We start from the raw sequence: 25,559 nt of genomic DNA on the forward strand, positions 1-25,559 counted from the left end.
CAGGGTTCAAATTCAACCGTTAGGATATAAAGAACAATAATATTGCATCTTTAGGAGGACATATGTCCAATTCTGTTCACGGTCATGATGTTATGGCGCTGATGGTAGCGCAAGGGGCCGCTATTATAAAGCCTGAATTATTATGCCTTATGGGACAAAAGTTTGGCTTTGCGGCTCGATACCATACTTGTAGTGCCGCCGATCTTAGTGCTGAAGCATTGATTCAGTTACTCATAGGTAAAGGTAAGTTTCACGAAACGCCCCAAGGCATTGAACTGGCCGCTGGGTGAAAGTGTGAGCACTAGCCTATTGTGGCCATACATATTTTGGCGATGGCGTAACTGTCATACGAGAACACAGTAGTAATACGAGATTGCAGTCAGAGTGTGGCAATCGCTTGACCATAGAATGACACCTAGCGAGGCTGATTTTTCTGATTGGGTTTATCACCTTAGAAGCTTAAGCGAGAAGTACCATTATGAGATTGAAGCCTAAGTTTCCCAAATTTCTTGAGGTTTAGCTATCTTGAGTTTGAGCTTAAGGCAGCTTGGAGCTCAGGATTCTAGAAGCTCTGATTCCTTGAATCCCTGAAACTTAGGTTTCGTCGTGGCGTTTATTGGCAATTTGGTCCTGCTGCGCGGGTGTGAGTTGGCTAAACTCATGAATTAAAATACGCAGTAAGCGAGATTTTGCAATGCTGGTGGATTTCGATAGGGCATCAAGCTGAGCAATACTCTTCTCTGTCAGGGTAAAGGTCGCGTGGCGATAAATCTTAGTCGACTTTTTATCTAAGCCCTTAACTATCGCTTGAGTCTGAGCCGCGGCTAATAAACTCGCCTTACCTAAGGCATAGTTATTGGCATCTTCAATGAAATCATCGACAGAAACCGGCTTGATGATTTGCTTGGGTTTCTTACGTTTAAGATCAGTTAAGCTCATAGCTATTTTCTGGTGGCATGGCGAATAACTCATCCGTTATGGCGCGGATCTCATCGGCTGCTTTGCCATCGGGTTCGATTTCGACCACAGAGGAACCTTTTTCTTCACTGTCATCATAAATGTTTCGACAAAAGGTCACAGAATTCAACACCCTTAAACCAAAGGACTGCACTACATCTTTGGCTTCTAAAATACGTTTAAATTGTGTGGGAAGCGCAGGGCATTGGGTTAGCACTATGGTGGCGATCATTTTAGGATTCACCATCTTACAAGTGCTGAGCATGTCTTCCATATGGGGTAATGTCTTAAGATCGCGTCTTTTGGGCCTGAGAGGGATCACAACATAAGTTGCTACCGACATGGCTGCGCGCATGGCTAAGTTATCCTGGCCACCACAGTCTACAATCACGTAATCAAAACGCTCATTGAGGCTGAGTAAGTCATTTCGAATTTTGCCATAAAGCTGAATGCAGTTAATGCTGGGCAGACTGGGATCATTATTTCTTGCTTGGATCCAATCTGAAGTGGTGCGCTGGGGATCACAATCGACCATGAGGACGTTTGCTTGAAATTTTTGCTTAATATAAACGGCAAGATTTTGAGCGAGACAACTTTTTCCGCTACCACCTTTTTCACCACCTACCAGCAAGATCATAGTGACGCCCCTTCATGAATCGTTCAATTCATTGAGTGTAGAACAGACCCATTAAACCTGCGAAATTTAAGTTAAATTAAAGCAGTTGCATGGCTATGTGGTAGCTTTGGTCGTGGCATTTAGCGCAGCGGCAGACTTGTCCTTTGACGGTATTTTGTTGTGTGGTATCGGGATTAAAGGTCACTTCGATAAGTTCGCCCAGTGCAAAGGGACGTTTATAATCGAATAAAATACCGCGTCTTGCTAAGTCAATACACACGCCTTCATCGGATTGCTTTATGCCTTGCGCGTCGACCCAATGTAAGGCGACACGCTCCGCTTCCATGTCCACTCGCAGTGATGTGCGTTTTTCTTCAAAACCAGTAGTATGGTCACCCATAACTCAATTGCCCCGTAAATTATTGATCTCAGTAAAACTAGCATAATTGCTTTTTGGCAGAATACCAATGTGAAAGCTAGGTCTTTGATAATAGTTTTAAAACGAGGACAGCAGGTGCTATTGAATAAGCCTTCAATAGCACCAACTCAGGTGCTTGATTAATTGTCGTATTCTTGGTTTTTAGGATAGGGCATTTTTAACTGACCCCAACGAATGACGATCACAGTTGCCGCTAAAATTAACGTTGACAGTGATATCGCGGCAATACGCCAATCTTCCATACTCTTCATATCTAAAATGAGATACCGAGCTAAGGCCACAATCGCGATATAAAGCGGCATACGCACGGGTAACTTACCGGATTCGTAGTAGTTCGCCACCATGGCTAAGACTTCTAAGAAAATAAATAACAGGAGTAAATCGGCTAATGCGACCATACGGACAGAAACAATATGCACAATTTCTTGGCCTATCGCGACGATAGTGGCAATAGCGATAACAAACAGGACTAAGTGTTCTACGGCTTTAAGGCTCTTAGAACCATATTGGTGATAAAATGGCATGGGCATTCCCTACTTGATGTTTTTATAAATAGTAACAGTAAAAATCAGCTTATAGGGAAAAGCTAGCCGCCGCTGTGTGACTTAATTCACAGATATGTTTAATCCTAAATTCAGCGCAAAGCTCAGTGTCAGTATGTTCTAACCGGGTCGACCATCAATTCTGGCTTGGCACAACATAGGCCCATAGCTGATGCAGAAACAGCCGAAGGCGATGACCCAAGATGTAATGGCGGCGAGTAATAATGATGCTGACCATAGCGGGATAACTCCTGCCAATACTCGAAACACTGCCGCGAGCAGGATTAACCCAAAGGCATACTTCATTATGCTTGGCGGTTGCAGAGTGCGGCCAGTATGGCCTAATGAAACCCGCGCCATCATAGCTAAAATCATTCCAGCTAAACCGCCAACCGTTATCGCGTGCATGCCAACGGATAAGGGGAGTCCAAAGGCTATCAGCGCTAAACCGAGTGGAATACACACATAACTGAGATGCAGTGACCAGAGTAAAGGGTTGCTCAAGCTGGCATGCCAACCCCAGCGATGCCAGCGCAGCAATAAAATCAGACTCGCAATCCCAGCCATAGTGCGGAGCAATATTTGCTCTTGTAGGATCAAGCTAATGACTAATCCAAAAAGACTGATAAAGCTCAACCATTCGAGCATTGGAAGCGGTTTTTTACGCTGCCATTGGGTTGCGCGCTCGGTGAAAAAAGGGATCACTCGGCCGCCTAACAGTGCGACTATGATGCTGATTAACACAACCGTGCCATATAAGCCTATGTTTATCCATTCAAATTGATTTGTTAGTACGCCGTAGTAACTCAGCGCATTCATTAGGGTGAGCAAGGTGAGAATGGGGATAAACACAAAGTTGCGCCATTGACGAACGCGTATCACGGCTTGGGCAAGTATTAACGCCGTTAGCGGCAAAAATACTAAGTCGATAAACATGATGAGCGTAAAGGGAATCGCTAGCGGCATGAGTAATAATAGCCGTGGCAATAACCACACACTGAACAACCCTAACAACCAAGTTCCTTTAATTCCAGCTTGGCCAGTCCAGTTTTGCACTGCCGTTAGTAAAAAGCCCGCGACCACGGCGCAGACAAATCCGAAAATCATTTCGTGACCGTGCCACCAAAGTGGATTAACGGATTGCGGCAACAGATTGATCCCTGAAAGGAATCCTCCCCAGATCCCTAATGCCAATACGCTGAATAAACTCGCAAACAGGAAAAAAGGCCGAAAGCCTAATCTGAATAAGGCGATTCGTGGTTGTAAATGTGCGGGCTCATCAATGTTCAACATAACTGGCTCTTGAGTATCTGACTAAATCTGTCAGATATTTTAAGCTGCAATTAAAATGAATGTATATATCTCGATATGAGTATTCCTCGTGCTGCATCTGTTTAAGACGCAAACTTAGTCTGCACAGATGGTGTAATTTTACATGAAAAGCGACAAACTCAAGCGTGAAAGGAGTGAGGTGGCGGACATTGAAACGACAGGATGTAAAGCAAGGGAAGCCAATAGATTGCAATGCACATTAGGCCATGAAGGATAAGCTAAGATATTGATCCGCTTATACTGTTGCTTAGATTAATTAGCCTTCGGCTAAAACTGCATCAGCATAAGCGGTGGGAAAGGCGAGGTTATTTATTTTTACGTTTTTGCCACTTAAACATAATGGAATATTTCCACAGATTGTTAATCAGCAAATAGCCCACTGCGGAAAAAATCACCCCGAGAACGAGGCATCCCAGTAAAAACGCCGGACCTATGGTGGCAAGTGAAGCTTCAATCCATTGCCAACTGGCTTCGAAGGCAAAATCTTGCGGCGCATGGCCGAGTATCTTAGCGCCGAGTAAATACGCGCCATAAAACATCACTGGCATAGTTAAGGGATTGGTTATCCAGACTAATGCGACAGAAACGGGAATATTAACGTTAAACAGAATGGCAAAAGCCGCAGCCACTACCATCTGAAATGGCATAGGGATCCAGGCGACAAATAATCCCACGGCGAATGCGCCAGGGGCGGATTTGCGATTTAGCGCCCACAAATTGGGATTATGTAATAAGCGTCCGAACATGCGTAAGTGTTTATGCTCACGCAAGGTTTCAGGCTTAGGCATAAATCTTTTGATTAATTTTTTTGGCATAGGCTGAAATTGCTGTCTTAACTTAATTCACTATGAATCGATTCATGTTTGGCTTTAGTGCCATCTTGTTATCAGCGATGTTGTGGCCTTCGCTGCCGCCAGTCAGTTATATACCCTACCTTGCTGTTGGGGCGTTAATTTTATACCGAAAAATCCCTGTCTGCGCAGGTGGACTCTTTGCAATGGCATGGCTAACTGGTTTTTGCTTAGGATTATCTAGGCAGGATCTTCCAGTGTTACAACAACCTATACAGGTTAGGGGCGAAATCATATCACTAGTTAGTCGAAACAGCGACTGGCTAAGTTTGGATATATCGGTCATTAAACCAAATTTAATCTTAGGGCCAAATGCAAAATTGCGACTCACGTGGAAAGATCCGCCAGAAGTCGATGTCGGTCAGGTTTGGCAGTTTACCTTGATGCCTAAGAGTATTGCTAGCGTGTTAAATCAAGGTGGTTACAACGAGCAGAAACAATTAATCAGCCAACATGTTGTCGGTAAAGGGCGAGTGATAGAGGCACATTTACTTGCGGTTTCACCTTCACTGCGTAACGAGCTGATAAGCGCATTGACGCCTGAATTAGCCTCTTTGCCGCAAGGTGATATTCTACTCGCCTTACTTTTGGGTGATAAGCAGTTGATCTCGAAAGTGCGTTGGCAAGCATTACGACAGACAGGTACGGGTCACTTAGTGGCGATATCTGGCTTGCATCTTTCGGTCATAGCAGCATGGATTTACACATGCCTTTTGCTTGGCTTAAGTCGCTTAGTGCCACATCAGAGTCGGCGTAATATCACCCTTGCCTTAGTCGCAGCGGGCATAGGCGCCGCATTTTATGCTTATCTTGCGGGCTTTGGCATTTCGACGCAGCGTGCATTAGTGATGATTCTGCTGTTAATGCTGTTGAGTTTATTAAAGCGCTTTTCTACGGCGTGGGAGCGCTTATTATTCGCCCTGTTCATTGTATTACTGCTTGATCCACTCGCTTGTTTAAGTGCGGGATTTTGGCTGTCGTTTTGTGCCTTAGGCATCATCTTATACACCTTAGAAATCCAACCAAGGGCATTTACCCCTGCGTCCACTCGAAGGGCGCGTTTACGTACAGGGATGATGCAGTTTTGGGCTATCCAATGGCGCTTAAGTCTCGGGCTTGGATTACTGCAAGCGGCACTCTTTGGCGGCGTGAGCGTACACAGTCTGTGGATGAACATCTTGGCCGTGCCTTGGTTTAGCTTTGTAGTGATCCCCTTAGCCATGGCGGGATTTGTCTGCTGGTGGCTTGGGACGGCTTTGGGATTATCTCAGTTCGGACTCTCTTCGCTTGGAGTACTGCGCCTCTGTGATTGGAGTTTATCGCCCTATGCTCAGTTGCTCGACATCAGTCAGCAATTACCTGCCCATTGGTTAGCACTCTCTGACAGCTTATTAGCCTTAGGATTCTACGCGTTCGTTGGTGGTGTTTTATGGCGCTATGTGCCTAAGCATAAAAACTATATTGCTTGGTTAAGCCTCTTGAGTTTGCTGTTTATGCCTGCGTTACTTTTTTGTATGACGCTATGGTCTCCCGTTCAAACCCATCGATGGGCCATGCATTTACTTGATGTGGGCCAAGGTTTAGCCGTGGTGATTGAAAAGAATGGCAAGGGGTTTATCTATGACACGGGCGCCGCCTTTGGTGATGATTTCAGTTATGCGGAGCGGGTGATATTGCCCTTTTTAAAAGCCAAAGGCATCCAAGAGATTGATTATATTGTTATCAGCCATAGCGATAACGATCATGCTGGCGGTGCGCCTGTCTTGATTGAGGCTTATCCCAAGGCTTTGGTGATCACAGATGTGGCTGGCTTTAGCGGCCAAGATTGCCGCCCAAGGCAGATTCAATGGCAAGGATTGCGCCTTAACTTACTCTCGCCGCCTCAAGTGCTGGCGGGCAATAATGGCTCTTGTGTGGTGCGCATTGATGATGGCCTGCAGAGTCTGCTGCTCACCGGGGACATTGAAAAACAAACCGAAGCGGCACTATTACGTAGTGAGTTAAGTGTGAGCGGTGATCTAAGTGACCTAAACGAGTTACAAAGCGACGTGCTGGTAGCGCCGCACCATGGCAGTAAAACCTCGTCGACTGAGGACTTTATCGATGCCGTTGCCCCTAAGTTAGTGCTGTTTCCGGCGGGTTTTGTTAATCGCTATGGTTTTCCAAAAACCACAGTGGTTGAACGTTATCGGCGGCGAGAGATTAGGAGCCTGACCACAGGGACAGAAGGGCAGATTAGTGTGATTTTTCAGCAGTCTGAGTTAGAGGTAAAGACCTATCGTGGTGATTTAGCGCCATTTTGGTACAACTCTCTGTTTAGATTTGGTGACTTGATTAATCCAGAGTAGAATGCCTACTTTGCCATAATTTAGTGTTATCAATGACAACATCTCCTAAAGACGAAATGTGGACAGTTTTCAAACGATTACTGGGCTATATAAAACAGATGAAAGGCATGTTTATGCTTTCAGTTGCGGGATTAATTATTTATGGTCTCGTCGATGCCGCCTTTATCGCTTTCATCGGCCCCTTTATCGATAAGGGTTTTTCCGGCGGCGCACCCGCTGCGGTCACCAACGGCATAGCATTGCCAACCAGTGAAGGTTTCCACGCGAACAACGACGTGCTAATGATGGCGCCGCTTGTGGTTATCGTCATGTTTTCCCTGCGTGGTTTTGCCAACTTTGTTTCGACCTACGGCATCTCATACATGAGTGCGCGTTTGATCATGGACATGCGTCAGCAAGTGTTTGAGCATTATCTGAGTCTGCCTGTCAGTTACATGGACAAGGAAAATACCGGTAACTTGATTTCAAAAGTCACCTTCGATACTGAGCAAATCGCCAGAGCATCGGGTAGTGCTTTGATTTCTATCGTCCGCGACAGTGTGACAGTATTCGGTATGCTGGCGCTGATGTTCTATAACTCTTGGAAGTTATCCCTGTGTATCTTAGTGATCGGTCCTATTATGGGCATGGTCATTGCTGTGGTCAGCCGTCGTTTCCGTAAGGTTTCTAAGCAAATTCAAACCGCCATGGGCGGGGTGAGTGCCACGACTGAGCAAATGATTAAGGGCCATAAAAACGTATTGGCCTTTGGTGGACAAGAAACTGAAGCCACTCGTTTTGCTAAAGTGAACGATCAAAACCGCCATCAAAATATGAAGTTAGCTGTGGCGCAAGCCATTAGCCAGCCGTTGATCATGATTATCGGCTCATTCGCCTTGGCCTTTGTGCTCTATGCGGCAAGTTTAGACAGCATGAAAGCCGATCTCACCGCCGGTACCTTCGCGACAATTCTTGGCGCTATGATGGCCATGTTGCAACCCATCAAAAACTTAACCCGAGTGAACGCCGAATTCCAACGGGGTATTGCAGCTTGTACCACAGTGTTTGAATTACTGGATACGCTGCCAGAATCCGACACCGGCACTTATACCGTCGAGCGCGCTAAGGGTCATTTACGTTTCGATAAGGTCTGTTTTACCTATGACAGCCAAGACCGCAGAGCGCTGGAAGATGTTGATTTTGAAGTTAAACCGGGTCAAACCTTAGCCTTAGTCGGCCGTTCTGGCTCTGGCAAGTCGACTATCGCCAGTCTAGTGACCCGTTTTTATACAGGGCTCGAATCCGGCGATATTCTGCTTGATGATGTCAGCATTTACGATTACTCGCTAAAATCGCTGCGTAATCAAGTGGCTCTGGTATCGCAGCAGGTGACCTTATTCAACGATACGATTGCTAACAACATCGCCTACGCCTATCCGGGTGAAGCCACTCGTGAGCAGATTATTGAAGCCGCGACCTTGGCCTATGCGATGGAGTTTATTGATCAGCTGCCCCAAGGCCTTGATACTCAAGTGGGTGAAAATGGCGTGTTATTGTCCGGTGGCCAAAGACAGCGGATTGCGATTGCACGCGCCATGTTGCGTGATGCGCCTGTGTTGATCCTCGATGAAGCGACCTCTGCGCTGGATACTGAGTCAGAAAAAGCGATTCAGAAAGGCTTAGACAACCTCAGACAAAACCGTACCTCAGTAGTGATCGCCCACAGGTTGTCGACTATCGAGAGTGCCGATCAAATTTTAGTGGTGGATCAGGGACGTATCGTCGAGCGCGGGACGCACCAATCACTATTGGAATTAAATGGCATGTACGCCAAATTGTACCAAATGCAATTCGGTAGCTAGATGCAGGCCTTAGTGAATAAAATTTGGTATCAGGGTCATCCACTGCGATGGCTCTTGTTACCTTTATCTTGGCTATTCGCGGTTATCACTTATGTGCGCCGCGTCTTGTTTCGCCTCGGGATCAAATCACAAACGGCAATGCCTGTGCCTGTCATCGTTGTCGGTAATATTACCGTCGGCGGCAGCGGTAAGACGCCAACCGTGATTTATCTGATTGAATTATTGCGTCAGCATGGGTTTACACCCGGTGTGATCAGTCGAGGTTACGGCGTTGATATTCAAGGCGTTAAAACGGTTAACTTAGGTGCGAGTGCAGCAGAGGTGGGTGATGAACCGGCTATGATAGTGGCGCGCACTCAAGTGCCTATGGTAGTTGGCGCTAAACGCGTAGATGCCGCCAATTCACTTATTGCAGAGTTTGGTGTCGATGTCATCATCTGCGACGATGGGCTACAGCACTATGCGCTGGGGCGCGATATTGAGCTGGTGGTGATTGATGGTCAACGCGGTTTAGGCAATGGCTTGCTGTTGCCGGCAGGTCCGCTGCGTGAAGGCGCGTGGCGTCTCGATGCCGTGGATTTTATCGTCAGTAATGGCGGACCCGCAGCAAAAGGGCAGTTCGAAATGCAACTGGCGCCTACAGAAGTGAAGCCCGTTAAATGCGATTCGACCTCTGGAGAATACAGTTTCGATAAATCTCAGCCGCTGGTTGCGATGGCAGGTATTGGTAACCCTGCGCGTTTCTTTGAATCGCTGCGCGCCCAAGGTTATCAACTGGCGTTATGCCAGGGTTTTGATGATCATCAGCCCTACGATAAAACCCAATTACGTGATTTAGCCCAAGACTTACCGCTGTTGATGACAGAAAAAGATGCGGTTAAATGTCGCGATTTTGCACAAGAGAACTGGTGGTATTTGGCGGTCAATGCCAAGCTATCCCCACAATTTGATGAGCAGCTGCTCGCACGTCTTCGCGAGGTGGCTGCAGCTAAACAAGGAAACTTCCATGGCATTCGATAAAAAATTGTTAGATATAGTGGCTTGCCCTGTGTGTAAGGGAAAACTTGAGTACGATAAAACGACGCAGCAGTTGATTTGTAAGGCAGATAAGCTGGCCTATCCTATCACTGAAGGTATCCCTGTGTTATTAGAAAATCGTGCTGTGCCGCTGACTGAATCAGTTTAGTGTGATGTGAATGCGCGTATTGTCTAATACGCGCATGCTTACCTTTTTAAGCTTCTCTTATTATTGTTTTCGCTATTTTTAGCCGATTAACAGTGCTTATCTAATCTTGCGTCTTTTCTATGCTTAGACCTTAGCCACGCAAATTTAAGTGACTCAAACCTTCGTTAATAGTTCACAAATTTCTGTTTATCGGCATTGGTCGCGCCTTCTTGGCATTCACCACGAATTTCGCCTCGCCCGGGTTCGATAATCCGACTCAATTCGATATAACCTTCGCGGCAATAACCTGTCATTTCAAGGGTTTTCGTTAAACCTAATTCGACTTGTCGTCCCCAAACTTCTAATGAGTCCTGTAGATCTTGCATCGCGCGACGTTGTTCACGGGGATCTTGCATGCTACGTACGCGGGCATCGTGCGGGAAAGGGCGGTCTGCATCACCCATGTTAGATTTATCATCGACCAGCCGCGCTGTGTAGCTGAAGAGTTTAAGGCCATCGGCTTTAATGTCTGTGGTTAACTTATCCCGTAATTTTCCGGCAAGTTCACTAGGATCGATGGGGGCACTGCTACAGGCGATGAGCGAGAAACAACTTAAGATGGCAAGGCTGAGGTATCGAAGCGGCATAATCAAATTTAACTCTTAGGTTATTAACTGACAGCAGAATACCTTAATATGACCCTAAAGTTCATGGATTTATGGCATCTTCATGGACTGAGTGTGACTCTATTGGCGCAATGGATTAAGGATGGGCGATTAATGTTGGCGTTTTGGTCGAATAAATGGGCGCAAATCGAATGGGATATGAGCCTGACTCAAGGCATATGCCTTATGCTCTTGGCGTTATGGCTCTATGCGATATGGCCAAAAGACGAGTTAGCGCAGATCCGACGGGATAAAAACCTGCAGTTACGCTTGTTACTGACGCTGGTGGGCGTCAATGCGCTGTGGTCGTTAAATGCCAGTATTCAAACTGGGTTGCATCTGCATTTTCTAGGGATAGTGACCTGTATGCTGATGTTCGGTTGGCGTCTTGCGACTGTGGCATTACTGTTGCCCAGCGCTTTTTTTAGTCTTTTTGTACTAAAACAGCCCGCTGATTTTGGGGCTTTTAGTCTGTTCGCTATGGCTGTGCCGCTGTTCCTGTGTTTTGTTTTATACAGTCGCAGTTACCATTTATTTCCTAAACACATTTTCGTGTTTATCTTCGTCGGCGGTTTTATCAATGCGGGTCTTTCAACTGTGTTTCATCAATTGAGTTGGGCGATGTGGTTGTGGTCTGCAGCGGATTACGATTGGAATGTGTTAGTGGATGACTACTTGATGCTAATCCCTTTGCTGGCGTTCCCCGAGGCATTGCTTAATGGTATGGCGGTAACGCTATTGGTGGTGTATCAGCCCCAGTGGTTATTTGATTATTCCGACCGAGAATATTTGTGGCGTAAGTAGATGTGATTAAACAACGCAATAAAAGAACGGCGCCCGAAACCTCGATATTTCAACGGAAAACCCATTGTAAAGTTCATTGGGAAGTCCATTGAAAAGTCGATTAAACAGTTCATTGGAAAGGTTACTGGGCGCACTTATTTGGATATTTACACAGACTGTTGCACCGCGATTTAGGCGAAGCGTTGGTCTAAGTAGTTAATGATTTCTTTAGATTCATACAACCACTGTACTTGGCCGTTTTCTTCAATGCGCAGACAAGGTACTTGCTGTTTGCCACCTTGGGCGACGAGCTCATCTTTGTGTGGCGCTTTTTTAGCGTCGTGGGTCACTATATTGAGTCCCTGACGGCGCATTGCACGGCGGACTTTTACGCAAAATGGGCAAGCTGGATACTGATACAGGGCCAATGCTTGAGTTTGAGTATCAATCTGTTGTTGCTCTGCCAGTGGACGTTGGCGCTTTTTAGGGCTAAATACGAAGTTTAAAAACAGAATGATCCTGCCTAAAATCCAGCGAATGATAAACATGTCAGTGACCTCAATGATAATGTGTGTTGAAAAGTGATTCGTGTGTCAATGGCGCCGTCGCAAATGTGCGACGAAACTGAGATTTAGCGATTCGTGCGTGCGATCCCAGTTGCATAAAGGCCGCAGAGTGTAACCTATGGCACAAAGCGCGGCCAACATTTTAGTGTGGATTAACAGGTAGAAGATTCTTTGGTGGCAAAGACTGCGCATTCGCTTAGCGGTAACAATTAGATATGCGCTTAGCTATACCTTTAGGCATGCTCTCCACCATAAGAAAGAAGCCCGCTAAAGCTAAACTTTAGCGGGCTTCTTTTATCGTAAACACAGCAACATTAACTCATTGCTTGAGTTATTGCGCCTTTATTGCACATCTATGGTGAGGCTCACTTGGGCCACATTCTGGGTTAAACTCACTCGGCTTTCGAGCAAGAAGATCCGCTCTGGGGCAATCTCTTTCACGTCTACAAGGTAAGCTTTAACGGCTTTGGCTCTTTCTTGGGCCAAATTACCCAACATGCCATCGTTAACATTCTGCGCTTTTACCGAGAGATTATATAAAGCGATATGCCAGCGGGTGGTGATCTCGTCATCGGAAAGCTGAGCGTCTTTGGCCTCTGCTATAACTGTGTCTTTTATTAGTGCCGGATCGGCTTTAACTTCCTGCTCATAAAGCTTCACTAGCGCATCGGCTAGCGGCCCTTGGGTCGGGAATTGGCTTGGACTTAAATCATTAGGTAACGCACTGAACTCGATATTGGCTAACTTAGCCAATTTACGCTTCATGATGCGCTCAGCAATGGCTTGGCTGTCATTGATGGCATCGACTTCACCTTCAACGCTGAGCTTGAGCATAGGTCTGTTGAGTAAGGCGCTGGCGAGTTTGTCTAAACTTTTCTGCTCATCTTCACTTAGGCTGAATTGACCAGCGGCAAAGCTGATTTTGTCTAAGCTTTCGTCTGAACCTATCAGCCCCGCTAAGAAAGTGAAGGGCGCAGTGACGGCTTTAGTGATCACATTGGTAATAGCCGTCATTATGATGCTGCCGACACTAAAGCTGGGTGAGTCTAAATCGCCTGAGACTTCCATGCCTAAATCAATCACGCCGTTACGGTCCTGTAGCAGCGCAATGGCGAGCGTGATAGGTAAGCTAGTGGCAAGGTCACTGTTACTGGGTTTACCGAGTTTTAGTTGATCGATGACTAGATGGTTATTGCCCTTGAGCTTGTTCTGATCGAGTTTGTAGTTCAGCGACAGTGATAACTGTCCCTTATCTATGTAGTAACCCGCATAGGTGCCTGAGTAAGGATTGACTGAGGTGAGCTCAACACTCTTGAAGACTAAATCGAGATCTAAATATGGCATGTCTAACAAAGGGTTAATATCGCCTTTTAGGGTCACAGGCGCGTACTTGTCAATCTTACCTTTGATATCGACCGAGGCTTTAGTGCCTGGTGTGGATGACAGGTGAGTGATATTGCCTTCAAGCAGCTCAATTCCCGAAGCAAAATTCGGGGTCAGTGAGTTATCGGCAAAGTAAGCCGAGCCTTGGCTAAAGCTAATTTTTTGAATATCGAGGCTCAGCTCAGGCGTTGCTGACTTGCTCGCCATTTGCGGCTCGGTTGCGGTTTGCTTAGCAGGGGGCGCGCTGTTCGTTGTCGCACTATTCGTTACTGAAGCTGCAATAGGCGCTTCGACGATAAGGTCGCTGATATTAGTGCTTCTATCTTTAGCGATCACCACTTTGGCGTAGGGTTGATTAAAGGCTAAGTGATCGATTTTGATTTGATTTTTTTGTTGGTCAAAATCTAGCTGATTGATATTCATCTTTTGCCATTTGACCAGCGGGGCATTACGCAATTTGTCATGAATGGCTAAATCATCGAGCTCAACACTGCCGCCGTAAATGGCTTTACCCTTGGCATTAGCCGTGAGCTTGCCTGCAGAGCTTAATAAACCACTCTTAAGCTGGATATTCGCGTAGGGGGCAAGATACGGTTGGAACTGGATTAATGCGAGCTTATCGAGTTGAATATCGGCATCTATCGCTTCGCTTGTCACATCGACATGGCCTTGAGAGCTTAAAGTACCTTTGTCATTAATGCTGAGTTGCAGTGCATAATCAATCGGCTCGGCCAAGGTGCTGGTGATAGTTTTTGTTGAAAAGTTAAGTGGATACACACGCCATTGCAGCGGTGTCTCAGTTAACTTTTGCTCCGACAGATTAAGATCGTAGTTTTCAATATTGAGCGCATCGAGTTGCACGAACCAAGTGTCAGTTGACGTCGTTACTGGCGTTTGCTTGATTGGCTGTTGTGGATTTGACTCTGAAGCAACTTCTGCAATGGCTTCATGAGTGGCATCAGCTGTGATGTTTGCGGCGGCCTCAGTATTTTGCTCCGTTTTATTGTTCTCGCTGGCTGTGGCTAATTCGCTTTCTGTTGGCTTGTCTGTGGTATCGCTTGCATTAGTTGCCGTCTCAGCTATTTGAGGCTTTTCTTCCACTTGCGTGACTTGTGCACTCTCAACAGCTTTAGTCTCTACTGACTTCGCGGCTGCCGGTTTAGTTTCTATCGGCTTAGCAACTGGCGGCGCTGCACTTGTAGGCGCACTGGCGGATTTAGGCATGAACAAGCTCGCGAGATCGAGTCCATCTTGATTCAAAATGGCGTTTACAGTGAGGCCATCACTGTGAAGCTTATTGATGTGCACTTGCTGCTGCTTTAGATCCATCGAAATACCGTCGAGGGCAAAGATTGGCAGCTTGACCACTGAGCGCTCTTGGTCGTTAAAGTTCAGTTTTTCAACAATAAACTGGCCATTGTTGCTGGTGACTTGTAACTCGCCATTCTCGGCAAAATCCACTTGATACTGAGTCTTAGCAGTGATCTCGCCATCGGTAAGTGCTGGCTTAAATTGATCGTCGATAAATCGCCACAGGGGTGTCAGTTTCAGTTTAGCGATGTGGACGTCACCCGCAACTTTTAATGGGAACAGTTGGAATTGCCCCTGCAAACTGATTTCACCAGCATGATCATCACTGAGTTGTATCGCATAGTGATTGTGCTGAATTGGCATAACTTGGGAGCCAGAGCCAGAGCCAGAGCCAGTGTCAGAGGTTGATTGGGCGTTTGGTGTCGGGTTGGCTTCAGTCTTATTTGCTTTTGTGGCTGGTGCTACTGAGGCCGACAATGCCGACATCAAATATTCAGTATCGAGCTGACTGAGTTTTAAATTGATATTGGGATAATTAACTTGAGCATGGGTAATTTTGTCATCGAAGTTAAATTGCCCTGCATCTAATACAAATTGGCTGAGCAGGACACGAACGGGGGCGCTGGCTTCTGCGGGTGTTGTTTCTGTGCTCGCGGATGAATGCTCGTTCAAGGTCTGCAGAATATCGTCGAAGTTGAATCCAGCTTTGCCTTTTTTCTCCACGCGGATGATGTGTGCGTAGGGCGCTTGTATGTGTATATTTTCGATAACGGCGGCGCGATTAAAAACAGATTGCCAAAAGTTCACTTCGAATTGGACTTGCGCTAAGCCTGCAAACGGTTTTTCGTCTTTTTCTTTAATGGCCAGTTGGTCGATTTCGACTTTGAAATTAAAGGGATTGATGCGGATATCCCCGAGGGTGACGGGACGGCCGAGTAAAGCAGAGAGTTTTTCGGGTGCCAGCGTGGTTATTGCATAGGGCAGGATTAAGCCTAATGTGCAGACATAGCTAAGGTAGACGGCGGTGAGGTAAACAAGCACACGCAGGTACCTTGGGAGAGCAAAAAAAGTGTGTTTGAATTGCGATAGCTGGGTCAGCATTAATATCAAGGCTCCAATGCATAAGACAGGGGAAAACTGCCATAAGTGCGAACATTCTAGCGATTAACGCTAATGTTTCCAGATCTTATTTATATTTTATCAATGAAATCTTGGCATTACCCGACGACGACCTATTCTGAACCCAGTCGTTGCTGAATGACAACCAATCTCCTACATTGATAGCTACATCTGTATCAACCTGTGGCGTATCCTTGAGTAGTCACTCCTCATCATGTTTAGATTAGTTTTTACATCAGCGTTTTAAATAGCTAATGGCCGCAATAATGGCGCCCTGTGGGTCTTTTATCCAACAAAAACGGCCCACCTCTGGAATGTCTTCAGGGCCAAACAGAATGTCACCGCCGAGTTTTTTGGCACTGATAGCCACTTGATCCACATCGTTAACGGTAATATAGCCAGTCCAATGTGAGGGAAGGGTGGGGATTAAACTGTCGGTAATTCCGCCAATGCTGATCCCCTCGTTTTCAATAATGTGATAGTGACCGTGGGGCATTTTGACGGTTTTAAAGTGCCAGCCAAAAATCTCAGCATAGAAGCACATGGCCTCTTCGGTATTATTGGTTGTGAGTTCATGCCAACTTAACGCCCCCGCAGTATTAAAAGCCGATTCCATAAGCGCATCCCTAATTTATTGTGGTTAACTTTTGTATTTGAGCCGATGTTCAGTGGCTGTGTTTAAGGCCTTTATTCAAGACTTGTGTTTAAGCCCTGAATTCTGAGCTTGCATTTGGAAACCCTATTTCGGGTTTCTAACCCAAATTGAGTGTAGTTGAGGCCCGTTGATAATTCACAGGCGGTAAACTAAAATTTATGGATTTTTAAGCTTGACGAGCATTAAATTAACTTAATGTTCTACAAGGGGATTCACTTATTTAGCATAGGCCAATCGGCCGTTAGCGGCTCTGTGACGTTGCGGCTTTGGTGATGAGCAGGATGCAGCTTGTCGCACCAAGACTTAGTACTGAAAACAGATTTGAAAATGGGTTCGTTTACTGTGCTTTGAGTGTTAGACCTGACTCCCGTTAACTTGTTAATATAGGCCAGTTTTGCATCTTATCGATGCCACCTTAGGGGATACGAGATTGAATAAGAGTTTAGTAACAAATTTATTGGCGGCTGCTTTGGTGGTTGTGGGTTACCTGATGCATTCGGCAATTGTCCTGAATGTCGGATTGTTTGCCTTATCGGGTGCGATTACCAACTGGGTTGCGGTTTATATGTTGTTTGAGAAAGTCCCCGGACTTTATGGCTCGGGAGTCGTGCCTTCTCGTTTCGAAGAGTTTAAGGCGGGCATTGCTCATCTGATGATGAAGCAGTTTTTTACCACAGAAAATATCGAACGATTCCTATCGGAAAAAGAAGGCATCAGTAAAATGGATTTGGCGCCCGTGATTGAAAAGGTCGATTTAGCGCCTTCTTTCGATGCCTTAATTAGCACTGTCGCCCAATCTTCCTTTGGCGGCATGTTGTCTATGTTCGGCGGCACTGATGCATTATTACCGCTAAAAGAGCCGTTTATTGTGAAGATGAAAGCCTCTTTAGTTGAAATGGCGCAAAGTGATGCATTCCACGAGCTGTTGAAACAAGAAATCGAACAGCCAAATGTGATGGCCGATCTGCAAACTAAAATTGCCAACATAGTGGAACAAAGGTTAAACGAGCTGACACCGCAAATGGTGAAACAAATCGTTCAGGACATGATCCAAACGCATTTAGGTTGGTTAGTGATCTGGGGCGGGGTGTTTGGTGGTCTGATTGGACTTGTCGCAGCCTTAATCCAAGGTTAACCTGAGTTAAAGCAGCGAATAGAATGGGAGCTTGGCTCCCATTTTTTATTCATGCATTTTGTGCCCATCATTTTGTCCCTCATTAAATAGCAAGGAAGTCTATGAACCTTCAACACAGCATCAATTATTTGGAAATCCCGAGCCGCGATATTGCGAGTTCTAAGGCCTTTTTTAGCCAGGTATTTGGCTGGACCTATGTCGATTACGGTCCTGAATACAGCTGTTTTATGAATGTCGGGATCACAGGTGGCTTCTATCAAGCCGAGGTGGATTTTACCCTCGCAAAAGGCTGCCCGCTGATTGTGATCTACAGCCAGAACTTAGAATTGACTCTGACGGCTGTCGTGGCCGCTGGCGGCGCAATCACGGCAGACATCTTTAGTTTCCCCGGTGGCCGCCGATTCCACTTCACTGAACCCTGTGGCAATGAATATGCCGTCTGGTCAGAATGATCCTAATGCCAATCCTTGTATCCGCAATTGTTGTTTAGATCAGCAAGATATTTGCTTAGGTTGCTTTAGGCATCTTGATGAGATTTTAGCCTGGCGCGCTATGTCAGATGTGGAGCGGCAAGCTTGTTTTGCCAGAATGGCGCAGCGTAAAGCTGAGTCTCAGGCCAAAAGAAGCGGCGTAAATAGAACTCTGGATAGTGAGTAGCCTTGCATAATTGTGCTGAGGTTAACCATTTATGCCGAGTTAGCTTTCACGTTTGAATACTCAGCGTTACGTTTAAGTACTAGCGTTTGCGTTTGAGCACTGGCAGTTAGGTTTGAACACTAGGCGTAACATTCGAGGATTGGGTGTTAGGTATTAATGTTCAAGACTGCTACTTTGGCGTATTCGGCGTATTCGGCGTATTCGGCGTATTCGGCGTATTCGACGTTTTAGCTGTCGGCATTAGCGGGTGATCACTTGATGTTGAAGTATTAGTCGAATAATCCAACGGCGAAATACGCCTTAACGCATTTCGCCGTTGGCATTTTGAAGCACCCTTGGCATCTTGAAGCAGGCGTTACACCGGATCGATGACTATGTGCTCAAGTTCGATGGCGGCAACGGTATGGAGTGCATCCATAGTCGCGCCGACTAAACTGATTTTTCCTTGAGATGATTCAATCAACACCGCGCGGCTGATATCGCTAAATTCACGATTATGGCGAACGAGATTTGACAAGGCCATTTGCATCGGCAGCATAGAAGGATTGAATGCCGCGTTCTCTGCATAGCGACCACAATAGGTTGCGCCATCGCGCGTTTCTAAAACCACGGCAGCAAAACTCTGAGTGTAAGGCGCGTAACTTAAACCAGCATGATCTAAACCTTCGATGATCATAGGATCGGCACTATCTAAAGCAAATTCAGTTTGTTGCTTAGCCATTAAAGGCGAAGTGACATTTAAGTCTTTTGGGCCAAAGGCATAGGGTAAATAATAAGCCAGTGGGTGGCTTTCCTGTGCGGGTAGATGAATGCTGATCTTACTTCCTTCAACCAGCTCATTCATAAATTGACGGCAATGGCCGCAAGGGCTGGCATTGACTATGATATCAACAATTTGGCTTTCACCGCTGAGCCATGCATGGCTGATAGCGCTTTGTTCTGCATGGACAGAATGAAACAGCGCTTCACCGGGTAATTCTAAGTTGGCACCCATGTAGATATCGCCACTTTTTCCTTTGGCAATCGCACCGACATAAAACTCACTGATAGGCGGTTTCGCCAGTGCAGCGGCTATCGGCAGCAGTGCCAGTAACACTTCTGCTTCGGTCATCTTGCTTGCACTTGTGAGCGTGGCAAGTTGCTGCGCATCTAAGTGCCCAGCAAAATGCTGGTGCAACATTGGAATGAGAGCATCGGCTAACGGCGTTGGCAGTTGGGTTATGCTACGAATGAATCTATCTTGCATTTCCCGATTCCTTATTTGTTAAGTTCATGGAAGAACATTCTAGTAATTTTGTTACAGCATAAATGCGAGTTAGCTCGCGTTTATACGCTGCAAATGTGTGTGTTCGATAGTAAACAATTTAAGTTATGCGCCTAATAGAGTGAGTCTATTCACGAATATAAACAAGCTTAAGACTATTAAATAAAAGACTTAAGCTTGAATTGATTAAACTTAAAGTTCACGCAAATAATGACAAAGGGCAGCCAGTAACTTCTGCTTAGTCTCATCCGCTTGCGTATCTTGCAGCAGATTTTCTAATTTAAGTACGTAGTCTTGATCGGCTAAGCGACTTTGACAGAATTCACGCCAGCGCTGTGACTCTTCGTAATCGAGTAGTTCAGGATAATTACGGGCGCGGTAACGAAACAGCATTTCAGGGATACGTGGATCATCAAACTGCAAGTCTAGCGCCGCTAAATTTTGCGGTAGGGTATGACGGATGATTTCCATTTTCGCTTTATCAGCTTGGCTAAAGAAACCACCTGAATAGAGCATCAAATCGGGATCTGTGGTCGCTCTGCTGTCATCGTGCTCAAATAATAGCGCCAGTTTTTCACGTAGTTCTGGGTGAAGTTTAAGGCGTTTATATTGCTCTCTGGCAAATTCTTTATCTATGCCTAAACGAGCGGCATGTTCATCGCTGAGGATTTTAGCCGAAGTGATAAAAGGGCACTTATTTAAATGAATTTGTTTTACCGCGATCGGTAATTCGTCTTCGGCAAGATCGGCTCTTGGCGTATACATACGCGTTTTAATTTGCTCGATATCTAGCTCAAAGAGTGGCGTTAAATCCATGGCTAAATTAACGCAAATAACTGCATTTTTATTGGTTGGATGGTGCGCCACGGGGGAAATCAACGTCGTACAGCCATTGCGAGCACTGATCTTAGAGCTCACGTGTACTAACGGCTGCATATTGAGCACATCGATTTGATCGCTCACCGCTTGCTTACGGCGCAGGTCAAAATAGTACTGATATAACTTAGGTTGTTTCTCGCGAATGAGTTTTGCCATAGCGATGGTTGCATACACATCAGACATGGCATCATGGGCTTTCTCATGGCTTAAACCATTCGCTTGGGTCAAATGTTCTAGCTTAAAACTAGGAGATCCATCTTCCTTGGTTGGCCAATTGATCCCTTCGGGTCTAAATGCGTAACACGCGCGCACTAAATCAATGATATCCCAACGAGAGTTACCATTTTGCCATTCACGGGCATAGGGATCGATAAAGTTTCTATAAAAGCCATAACGGGTCACTTCATCATCAAAACGCAGTGAGTTGTAGCCCGCGACACAGGTGTTTGGCTGGCTAAACAGTGCTTGAATACGCCCCATAAACTCAGTTTCAGGGATGCCTTTTAAATTGGCTAACTGCGGCGTGATCCCTGTGATCAATATCGCTTCTGGTGACGGCAAATAATCAGGGGCTTGCTTGCAATAAAATGTCTCAGGCTCGCCGATAATATTGAGATCTAAATCCGTGCGAATACCAGCAAATTGCGAGGGTCTGTCTTTCGCCGGGTTAGCCCCGAAGGTTTCGTAGTCGTGCCAAAAAATCGACCCTGCTTTATCGTCTTTCATCTTCATTTATTTTCGTTCTCTAAAGCATCTAACTTCATGTTATTAGTAGTTAAACTGCTTTGATTGGATTCGTTGTCATTCACATCAGTTTAGTTTGCTACTCTTCGATGTGAGTACATATCTGTGTACATATTTCTTTCTGTGTCATAATTGCAAAATCACATGTACACAGGGTAATCAAAATGTCTTTATCTGACACGCAGTTACGTGCAATAAACGGCAAACCATATTTAGGGAAACCAGAACTTGCAGACCGCGACGGCTTAAGCGTTCGCATTACCCCCGCAGGGACTATAACATGGCAGTATCGATTTAGGATTGATAATCAACCTGGGCGGCTAACCCTTGGTCGCTATCCTGATTTGAAACTAGCTGACGCACGGAAACTGATCCCTGAGCTACGTAACTCAGTGGCAAATAATATAGATCCACGTGTGTTTTGGAAACAGCGCAACACATTTGCGGGCCAGACAACCCTGAGGGATTGCTGTGAACAGTTTTTATCGGCACGAAGTGCAGCACTTAAGCCGGGCACTGTTGCTACGTACCAATCCTGTTTTAGAGCACATCTCTATGATGCCTTTGCTGATCGCAAAGTTGAAAGTATCACACTCGGCGAGTGGATAGATTTTTTCGATAAAAAGGCAATTCAGAGTCGAGTCACCGCAGGCGCGATACTCAAACAATTAAAGACGGTACTTAGCTGGTCCGTTCGCCGGCAAATGATATCGCTTGTTGATGTCCTTCAACTACGAGTCAGTGATGTGGGCTCCGCGCCCAAAGTCGGTTCGCGAGTACTCACCATTCTAGAGTGTGGCAAAATCATCCGTGAGCTTGATAAATGCCGCGCGACCAAAGCAGTAACCAATGCCATCAAGGCATGTTTACTAACGGGGGCGCGGATATCAGAAATATTAAAATCCAAACGGGCTGATTTTGATCTTGAGTCGATGATCTGGACCGTCCCAATAAACAATAGCAAAACTAATTTGCCAATCCGAAGGCCAATCAGTCCCGCCTTACTCGACATATTGCAAGAACAGTGGAACCTCTACCACTCGCCTTGGAGTTTTCCCGCAGCAAATGATCTTAAGCGCCCGGGCAACATCGCTTCAGTAAATAAGCTGGTCCGCGAGATCAAACCAAGACTCGAAATTCCTGACTGGCGTATTCACGATTTTAGACGCACATTATCGACCAGAATGTCAGAAGCTGGGGTGTTGCCCCATGTCACAGAGAAGATGCTAGGTCATCTACTCGGCGGGGTGATGGCTGTGTACAACAAACATGATTGGCTAGATGATCAAGCAGCCGCCTATGAACAATGGACAAATAAGCTGAAATTGGCCGCTTTGGGTGATAGCAAAATAGTCGTGTTAGAAAGAAGGGCATAGGCATGCTTGCCGCTGACCATTGGAAATGACTTACTTATTCAGTAAGTCAGTAGTGGTGCCAAGCCGCAGTAACGCTCCTTTATAATGAGGTGCATTAGAACTCAGGTTGATGTTAAACAAGGACGTCATGGAACTACAATTTTTAATCACGCGGGAACAATTAATCACAATCGCGGAAAGAATAGATTCAGTACGCATTACAAACCATGCGCGACTAGCTAAGCGGATGCATGCCCTTATCGTGCGTGCATTACTCCTATGGGGCCCGTTATTATCCCCGTTGCTACTGTTTTATTTTTTCGTAGAAATTCACACCCCAGAGACATATATCGCAATCGCAATATGTGCAATTGCTTACCTAATTGCGTGGAAATTGGTATTAAAAAACATCGCCGAAAATCAAGCTAGCAAATTTGCAGGTAAGATAACCACTCTGAATCCAACGATTGAAAACACAACTTTACAGAAGCTTGCGAGCCTAGAAGGGCGCCACACAGTAACCGCCACAACCTCGACGCTAACGTTTACGCTCCCTAGCGGTACATCCATCACCACACCGTGGAAAAAGGTTTGTGCATTCAAGCAAGACGATGATTTTTATTATCTAACCGTCTGTAGGTTGATGATGTTTAAAGCCACTTATTTAGTCGCCAAAAATGGTGACACAACAGAAACCGCAGGCTATCAAGCAGGTTTAGAATACATAACGTCTCGGCTGCCGCCCGATAAAGTGGGGCGGTAAAACATCAAAATATCGGCAGAGTGATCTAACCCGTTCGCTTTGCCACTCACGCGATTGATCTTGCTCGTCCAGCCAAATCAGCCATTGTTAAAAGTCACATTTGAACTAACCTTAAAAACGATGAACTGATCGCTACAGCCTTCTATTCGCGGGCTGCTAGAAGCAGTTTTTCAGCTCATTAAAACGCTATGTCATCAATGACGATGTATAGCTTTGTTAGTAAACTAAAAAGGACTTTTATTATGAGCACGCTTAACACTTCTGCCTCAAATAGTGACCCAATATTCCCCTCAACATTTCCTGTCATGATCAGATCCAATCAATTTCCACAATGCTTATTGAGAATGTCTGGACAGGATTCACCACAGTTCAATGGTGATGGCTTTGGTACCGTTAATTGTCAGGCAGACCAAAATGATCCAGATAAAAACCCATGGGAAATTTTTAACGCTATTCGTAACGGCGATGGCACAGTCTCCTTTGAGTCTATGGCGTTTCCGAGCAACTATTTACGGATGGCGGGCGAAGCTTCACCTGTTTTTAATGGCAATGGATTTGGAACCGTAAACTGCCAAGCATCGATTGGTCCTTGGGAAAAATTCAATGTCGCAGTGCTTAGCGACAGCGTCAGTGGGGTCTTAACCTCAATAGAGTCAAATGCGTTTCCAAGTAACTATCTTCGTATGGCCGGAGAGCAATCGCCCTCGTTTAATGGTGCAGGGTTTGGCACCGTAAATTGCCAAGCCTCTGTCGGACCTTATGAGCAATTTCATCTAGGAGCAGTTCTTAAAGAGTCAGTAGAGACTCTCGAACAGTGGTTCCCCAATTCGCAACCTACACCGGCACAGATAGAAAAGCTTGTGGCAGCCATTATCACAGGCCAACTGCCAACTAATGTCGAAATGCAAGCGGCCACTGAAATGCAAAGTTTTTTAACGTTAACGGAGAACGAAAGTGTAGCAATAGAAGCAATTGATTTAGAGGCAATTTCACCTTGCACTAAATCAATCGCAACATTCTGTATTGATGTGTTATTGCTTGCTCTGCAACTTGCAAGCATACGCATTATGCGAACTGACAGCATGGTAAAAGCGGCAGTACAAGCGTTGGGGGCTGAAGCTGTTGGCTTGGAGAGACTGATCACCGGTATAAGCAGTGCTTCTACCACGTTGAAAAAGGCGACATTGATATTTCAGTTTATCTCGCAACTATTCAATATAGGGTTTATTAAAGGCGTCATTAAAACAATCGTCAATGGCCTAAGCTGGTTTGGAGCCATAGTCGCTGCGGTATCATTCATCGCGACAGTGGTCGCATGGATATCAACCGATGGTGTCTTGTTAATTGCCCAAATAGTACTGGTCGGCACAGGACTCGCCGCTATCATCGCTGATGCTGTAGCAGTAGGCACTAACTGCGGTAGTAAAGGCTGCAACGTCGAAGGCGAAGGGTTAATGGCCTAGCAATCTATCCATAAAGGTCTAATAATAAAGCCCCAAAAATGGGGCTTTATCTTAAGGCTTAATAAATTAATTCAAGCAGCGACTTGCTGTTTTTCATCCCACTTATCGAGCGACGCTTTTAAGTAATGGCGGCCATTATGGATAGGAGCAGGGAAACCGTCGTTTCTCCGCCACTTCCAAAGCGTGGCTGATGAGCTAATCCGGTAGCGCGTCATGACTTCCTTAGTGGTAAGAAAGAGCGGCTCTTGCATTTGCTGATCCACGGTCGATTGGGTCGAAATCATCATTTACCTTCCTTTGCCAATTCCTCGGCGAGTCGTTTTAAAAATTGTTGGCAGCTGCCGGCTTGTTTGCGGGGCAGGGTGTACCACTGGCGTAAAGCGTCTTTGATCACTGCAGATTGCTTCATGCTGCTTCTTTGTCCTTAGGTGCGAAAAACAGTGCGACGGGGCCATCTTCGGTATCGTGAATACTCAGCAAGAATGAGCCAGCCTTGTCGCAAACGGGGTGCCAGTCACTGATATCGGTGTCGCCTTCATCAAAGTAGCGCTCGATGAGGTTTTCAGGGGCATCGAGTTCAAACCAAATCGCCACAAACTCGCCGCCTTGGCGTGCAGCCCATGCTTCACACTCCACACGGGTTACGCCTTCATCCCACTCGGGCAAATCGGGATGGGTCCAATAACCTTCTTCACGTTCTACAGTTGCTGCTTGTATCGGGTTCAT

General features: G+C 45.9%; 27 protein-coding genes. 12 read left to right on the top strand and 15 right to left on the bottom strand.

The window, feature by feature from the left end; all coding sequences use genetic code 11:
• Positions 1-62: 62 nt before the first annotated feature.
• Positions 63-290: a YecH family metal-binding protein gene (locus AC5YB3_RS19975; RefSeq protein ID WP_494526019.1), complete on the top strand. Its 228-nt coding sequence runs from the start codon at positions 63-65 to the stop codon at positions 288-290.
• Between the two features lie 304 nt (positions 291-594).
• Here AC5YB3_RS19975 and AC5YB3_RS19980 read toward each other — a convergent pair whose 3' ends face one another.
• The 6 genes from AC5YB3_RS19980 to AC5YB3_RS20005 form a co-directional block, all read right to left on the bottom strand.
• Positions 595-939, bottom strand: coding sequence for a ribbon-helix-helix domain-containing protein (locus tag AC5YB3_RS19980; RefSeq protein ID WP_107404800.1), 345 nt, complete (start codon positions 937-939; stop codon positions 595-597).
• Positions 926-1,594 carry an AAA family ATPase gene (locus AC5YB3_RS19985; RefSeq protein WP_006087431.1) on the bottom strand — a complete coding sequence of 223 codons (669 nt, stop codon included), beginning with the start codon at positions 1,592-1,594 and terminating at the stop codon, positions 926-928. Before AC5YB3_RS19985 ends, AC5YB3_RS19980 begins: the two co-directional genes overlap by 14 nt.
• Before the next feature lie 76 nt (positions 1,595-1,670).
• Positions 1,671-1,973 carry a PilZ domain-containing protein gene (locus AC5YB3_RS19990; protein ID WP_006087432.1) on the bottom strand — a complete coding sequence of 101 codons (303 nt, stop codon included), beginning with the start codon at positions 1,971-1,973 and terminating at the stop codon, positions 1,671-1,673.
• A 158-nt stretch (positions 1,974-2,131) separates the two neighbouring features.
• Positions 2,132-2,536: a phosphate-starvation-inducible protein PsiE gene (locus tag AC5YB3_RS19995; protein ID WP_006081194.1), complete on the bottom strand. Its 405-nt coding sequence runs from the start codon at positions 2,534-2,536 to the stop codon at positions 2,132-2,134.
• 138 nt (positions 2,537-2,674) lie between these two features.
• The gene (locus tag AC5YB3_RS20000) at positions 2,675-3,847 is read right to left on the bottom strand and encodes an NnrS family protein (RefSeq protein WP_494526020.1); all 1,173 of its coding nucleotides are present in this window, start codon (positions 3,845-3,847) and stop codon (positions 2,675-2,677) included.
• Positions 3,848-4,191: 344 nt separating this feature from the next.
• Positions 4,192-4,701, bottom strand: a complete 510-nt coding sequence (locus tag AC5YB3_RS20005; protein ID WP_006087434.1) for a DUF2062 domain-containing protein — start codon at positions 4,699-4,701, stop codon at positions 4,192-4,194.
• Positions 4,702-4,733: 32 nt separating this feature from the next.
• Between AC5YB3_RS20005 and AC5YB3_RS20010 the strand changes: the two genes are divergently transcribed.
• From AC5YB3_RS20010 to AC5YB3_RS20025, 4 genes are read left to right on the top strand one after another with little or no spacing between them, the layout of a single operon-like run.
• Positions 4,734-7,085 (top strand): DNA internalization-related competence protein ComEC/Rec2, encoded by a 2,352-nt coding sequence (locus tag AC5YB3_RS20010; protein ID WP_494526021.1) that lies wholly within the window; start codon positions 4,734-4,736, stop codon positions 7,083-7,085.
• A gap of 32 nt (positions 7,086-7,117) precedes the next feature.
• Positions 7,118-8,926 (top strand): lipid A export permease/ATP-binding protein MsbA, encoded by a 1,809-nt coding sequence (gene msbA / locus AC5YB3_RS20015; protein ID WP_006081198.1) that lies wholly within the window; start codon positions 7,118-7,120, stop codon positions 8,924-8,926.
• A complete protein-coding gene (gene lpxK / locus AC5YB3_RS20020; protein ID WP_494526022.1) occupies positions 8,927-9,946 on the top strand; it encodes a tetraacyldisaccharide 4'-kinase in 1,020 nt (339 codons plus the stop codon).
• Positions 9,933-10,112, top strand: a complete 180-nt coding sequence (locus AC5YB3_RS20025; RefSeq protein ID WP_006081200.1) for a Trm112 family protein — start codon at positions 9,933-9,935, stop codon at positions 10,110-10,112. The genes lpxK and AC5YB3_RS20025 overlap by 14 nt, the downstream gene beginning before the upstream one ends.
• Before the next feature lie 164 nt (positions 10,113-10,276).
• Here the strand turns inward: AC5YB3_RS20025 and AC5YB3_RS20030 are convergent, their stop codons facing one another.
• Positions 10,277-10,738: a hypothetical protein gene (locus tag AC5YB3_RS20030; protein WP_011846514.1), complete on the bottom strand. Its 462-nt coding sequence runs from the start codon at positions 10,736-10,738 to the stop codon at positions 10,277-10,279.
• Positions 10,739-10,870: 132 nt separating this feature from the next.
• Between AC5YB3_RS20030 and AC5YB3_RS20035 the strand changes: the two genes are divergently transcribed.
• Positions 10,871-11,560, top strand: a complete 690-nt coding sequence (locus AC5YB3_RS20035; RefSeq protein WP_107404795.1) for an energy-coupling factor ABC transporter permease — start codon at positions 10,871-10,873, stop codon at positions 11,558-11,560.
• Between the two features lie 170 nt (positions 11,561-11,730).
• Here the strand turns inward: AC5YB3_RS20035 and AC5YB3_RS20040 are convergent, their stop codons facing one another.
• From AC5YB3_RS20040 to AC5YB3_RS20050, 3 genes are all read right to left on the bottom strand, one after another.
• Positions 11,731-12,087, bottom strand: coding sequence for a glutathione S-transferase N-terminal domain-containing protein (locus tag AC5YB3_RS20040; protein ID WP_006081203.1), 357 nt, complete (start codon positions 12,085-12,087; stop codon positions 11,731-11,733).
• A 360-nt stretch (positions 12,088-12,447) separates the two neighbouring features.
• Positions 12,448-15,900, bottom strand: coding sequence for a DUF748 domain-containing protein (locus tag AC5YB3_RS20045; protein WP_494526023.1), 3,453 nt, complete (start codon positions 15,898-15,900; stop codon positions 12,448-12,450).
• Positions 15,901-16,153: 253 nt separating this feature from the next.
• Complete coding sequence (locus AC5YB3_RS20050; protein WP_071938963.1) at positions 16,154-16,534, bottom strand: VOC family protein; 381 nt, start codon at positions 16,532-16,534, stop codon at positions 16,154-16,156.
• Between the two features lie 469 nt (positions 16,535-17,003).
• On the opposite strand from AC5YB3_RS20050, the gene AC5YB3_RS20055 reads away from it, so the two are divergent.
• The 3 genes from AC5YB3_RS20055 to AC5YB3_RS20065 all read left to right on the top strand — a co-directional run bounded on the left by AC5YB3_RS20055 (position 17,004) and on the right by AC5YB3_RS20065 (position 18,365).
• Positions 17,004-17,708 carry a DUF445 domain-containing protein gene (locus tag AC5YB3_RS20055; RefSeq protein ID WP_041408515.1) on the top strand — a complete coding sequence of 235 codons (705 nt, stop codon included), beginning with the start codon at positions 17,004-17,006 and terminating at the stop codon, positions 17,706-17,708.
• A gap of 101 nt (positions 17,709-17,809) precedes the next feature.
• Complete coding sequence (locus tag AC5YB3_RS20060; protein WP_006081207.1) at positions 17,810-18,160, top strand: VOC family protein; 351 nt, start codon at positions 17,810-17,812, stop codon at positions 18,158-18,160.
• Positions 18,135-18,365 (top strand): DUF1289 domain-containing protein, encoded by a 231-nt coding sequence (locus tag AC5YB3_RS20065; RefSeq protein WP_011846519.1) that lies wholly within the window; start codon positions 18,135-18,137, stop codon positions 18,363-18,365. Before AC5YB3_RS20060 ends, AC5YB3_RS20065 begins: the two co-directional genes overlap by 26 nt.
• A gap of 355 nt (positions 18,366-18,720) precedes the next feature.
• Here AC5YB3_RS20065 and cdd read toward each other — a convergent pair whose 3' ends face one another.
• Both cdd and sbcB read right to left on the bottom strand, forming a co-directional pair.
• On the bottom strand, positions 18,721-19,611 hold the full coding sequence (gene cdd, locus AC5YB3_RS20070) for a cytidine deaminase (protein ID WP_259571799.1): 891 nt from the start codon (positions 19,609-19,611) through the stop codon (positions 18,721-18,723).
• A gap of 210 nt (positions 19,612-19,821) precedes the next feature.
• A complete protein-coding gene (gene sbcB / locus AC5YB3_RS20075) occupies positions 19,822-21,240 on the bottom strand; it encodes an exodeoxyribonuclease I (RefSeq protein ID WP_107404791.1) in 1,419 nt (472 codons plus the stop codon).
• Between the two features lie 176 nt (positions 21,241-21,416).
• On the opposite strand from sbcB, the gene AC5YB3_RS20080 reads away from it, so the two are divergent.
• The 3 genes from AC5YB3_RS20080 (at position 21,417) to AC5YB3_RS20090 (ending at position 24,833) form a co-directional block, all read left to right on the top strand.
• Positions 21,417-22,628 (top strand): tyrosine-type recombinase/integrase, encoded by a 1,212-nt coding sequence (locus AC5YB3_RS20080; RefSeq protein ID WP_311900245.1) that lies wholly within the window; start codon positions 21,417-21,419, stop codon positions 22,626-22,628.
• A 127-nt stretch (positions 22,629-22,755) separates the two neighbouring features.
• A complete protein-coding gene (locus AC5YB3_RS20085; RefSeq protein ID WP_494526024.1) occupies positions 22,756-23,370 on the top strand; it encodes a hypothetical protein in 615 nt (204 codons plus the stop codon).
• Between the two features lie 242 nt (positions 23,371-23,612).
• Positions 23,613-24,833, top strand: a complete 1,221-nt coding sequence (locus tag AC5YB3_RS20090; protein WP_494526025.1) for a fascin domain-containing protein — start codon at positions 23,613-23,615, stop codon at positions 24,831-24,833.
• Positions 24,834-24,904: 71 nt separating this feature from the next.
• Here the strand turns inward: AC5YB3_RS20090 and AC5YB3_RS20095 are convergent, their stop codons facing one another.
• From AC5YB3_RS20095 to AC5YB3_RS20105, 3 genes are read right to left on the bottom strand one after another with little or no spacing between them, the layout of a single operon-like run.
• The gene (locus AC5YB3_RS20095; protein WP_220592634.1) at positions 24,905-25,120 is read right to left on the bottom strand and encodes a helix-turn-helix transcriptional regulator; all 216 of its coding nucleotides are present in this window, start codon (positions 25,118-25,120) and stop codon (positions 24,905-24,907) included.
• Positions 25,117-25,242: a hypothetical protein gene (locus AC5YB3_RS20100; protein WP_012089916.1), complete on the bottom strand. Its 126-nt coding sequence runs from the start codon at positions 25,240-25,242 to the stop codon at positions 25,117-25,119. Before AC5YB3_RS20100 ends, AC5YB3_RS20095 begins: the two co-directional genes overlap by 4 nt.
• Positions 25,239-25,559 (bottom strand): hypothetical protein, encoded by a 321-nt coding sequence (locus AC5YB3_RS20105; RefSeq protein WP_342898161.1) that lies wholly within the window; start codon positions 25,557-25,559, stop codon positions 25,239-25,241. The genes AC5YB3_RS20100 and AC5YB3_RS20105 overlap by 4 nt, the downstream gene beginning before the upstream one ends.

It is taken from the genome of Shewanella sp. 1311 (genome assembly GCF_059338235.1).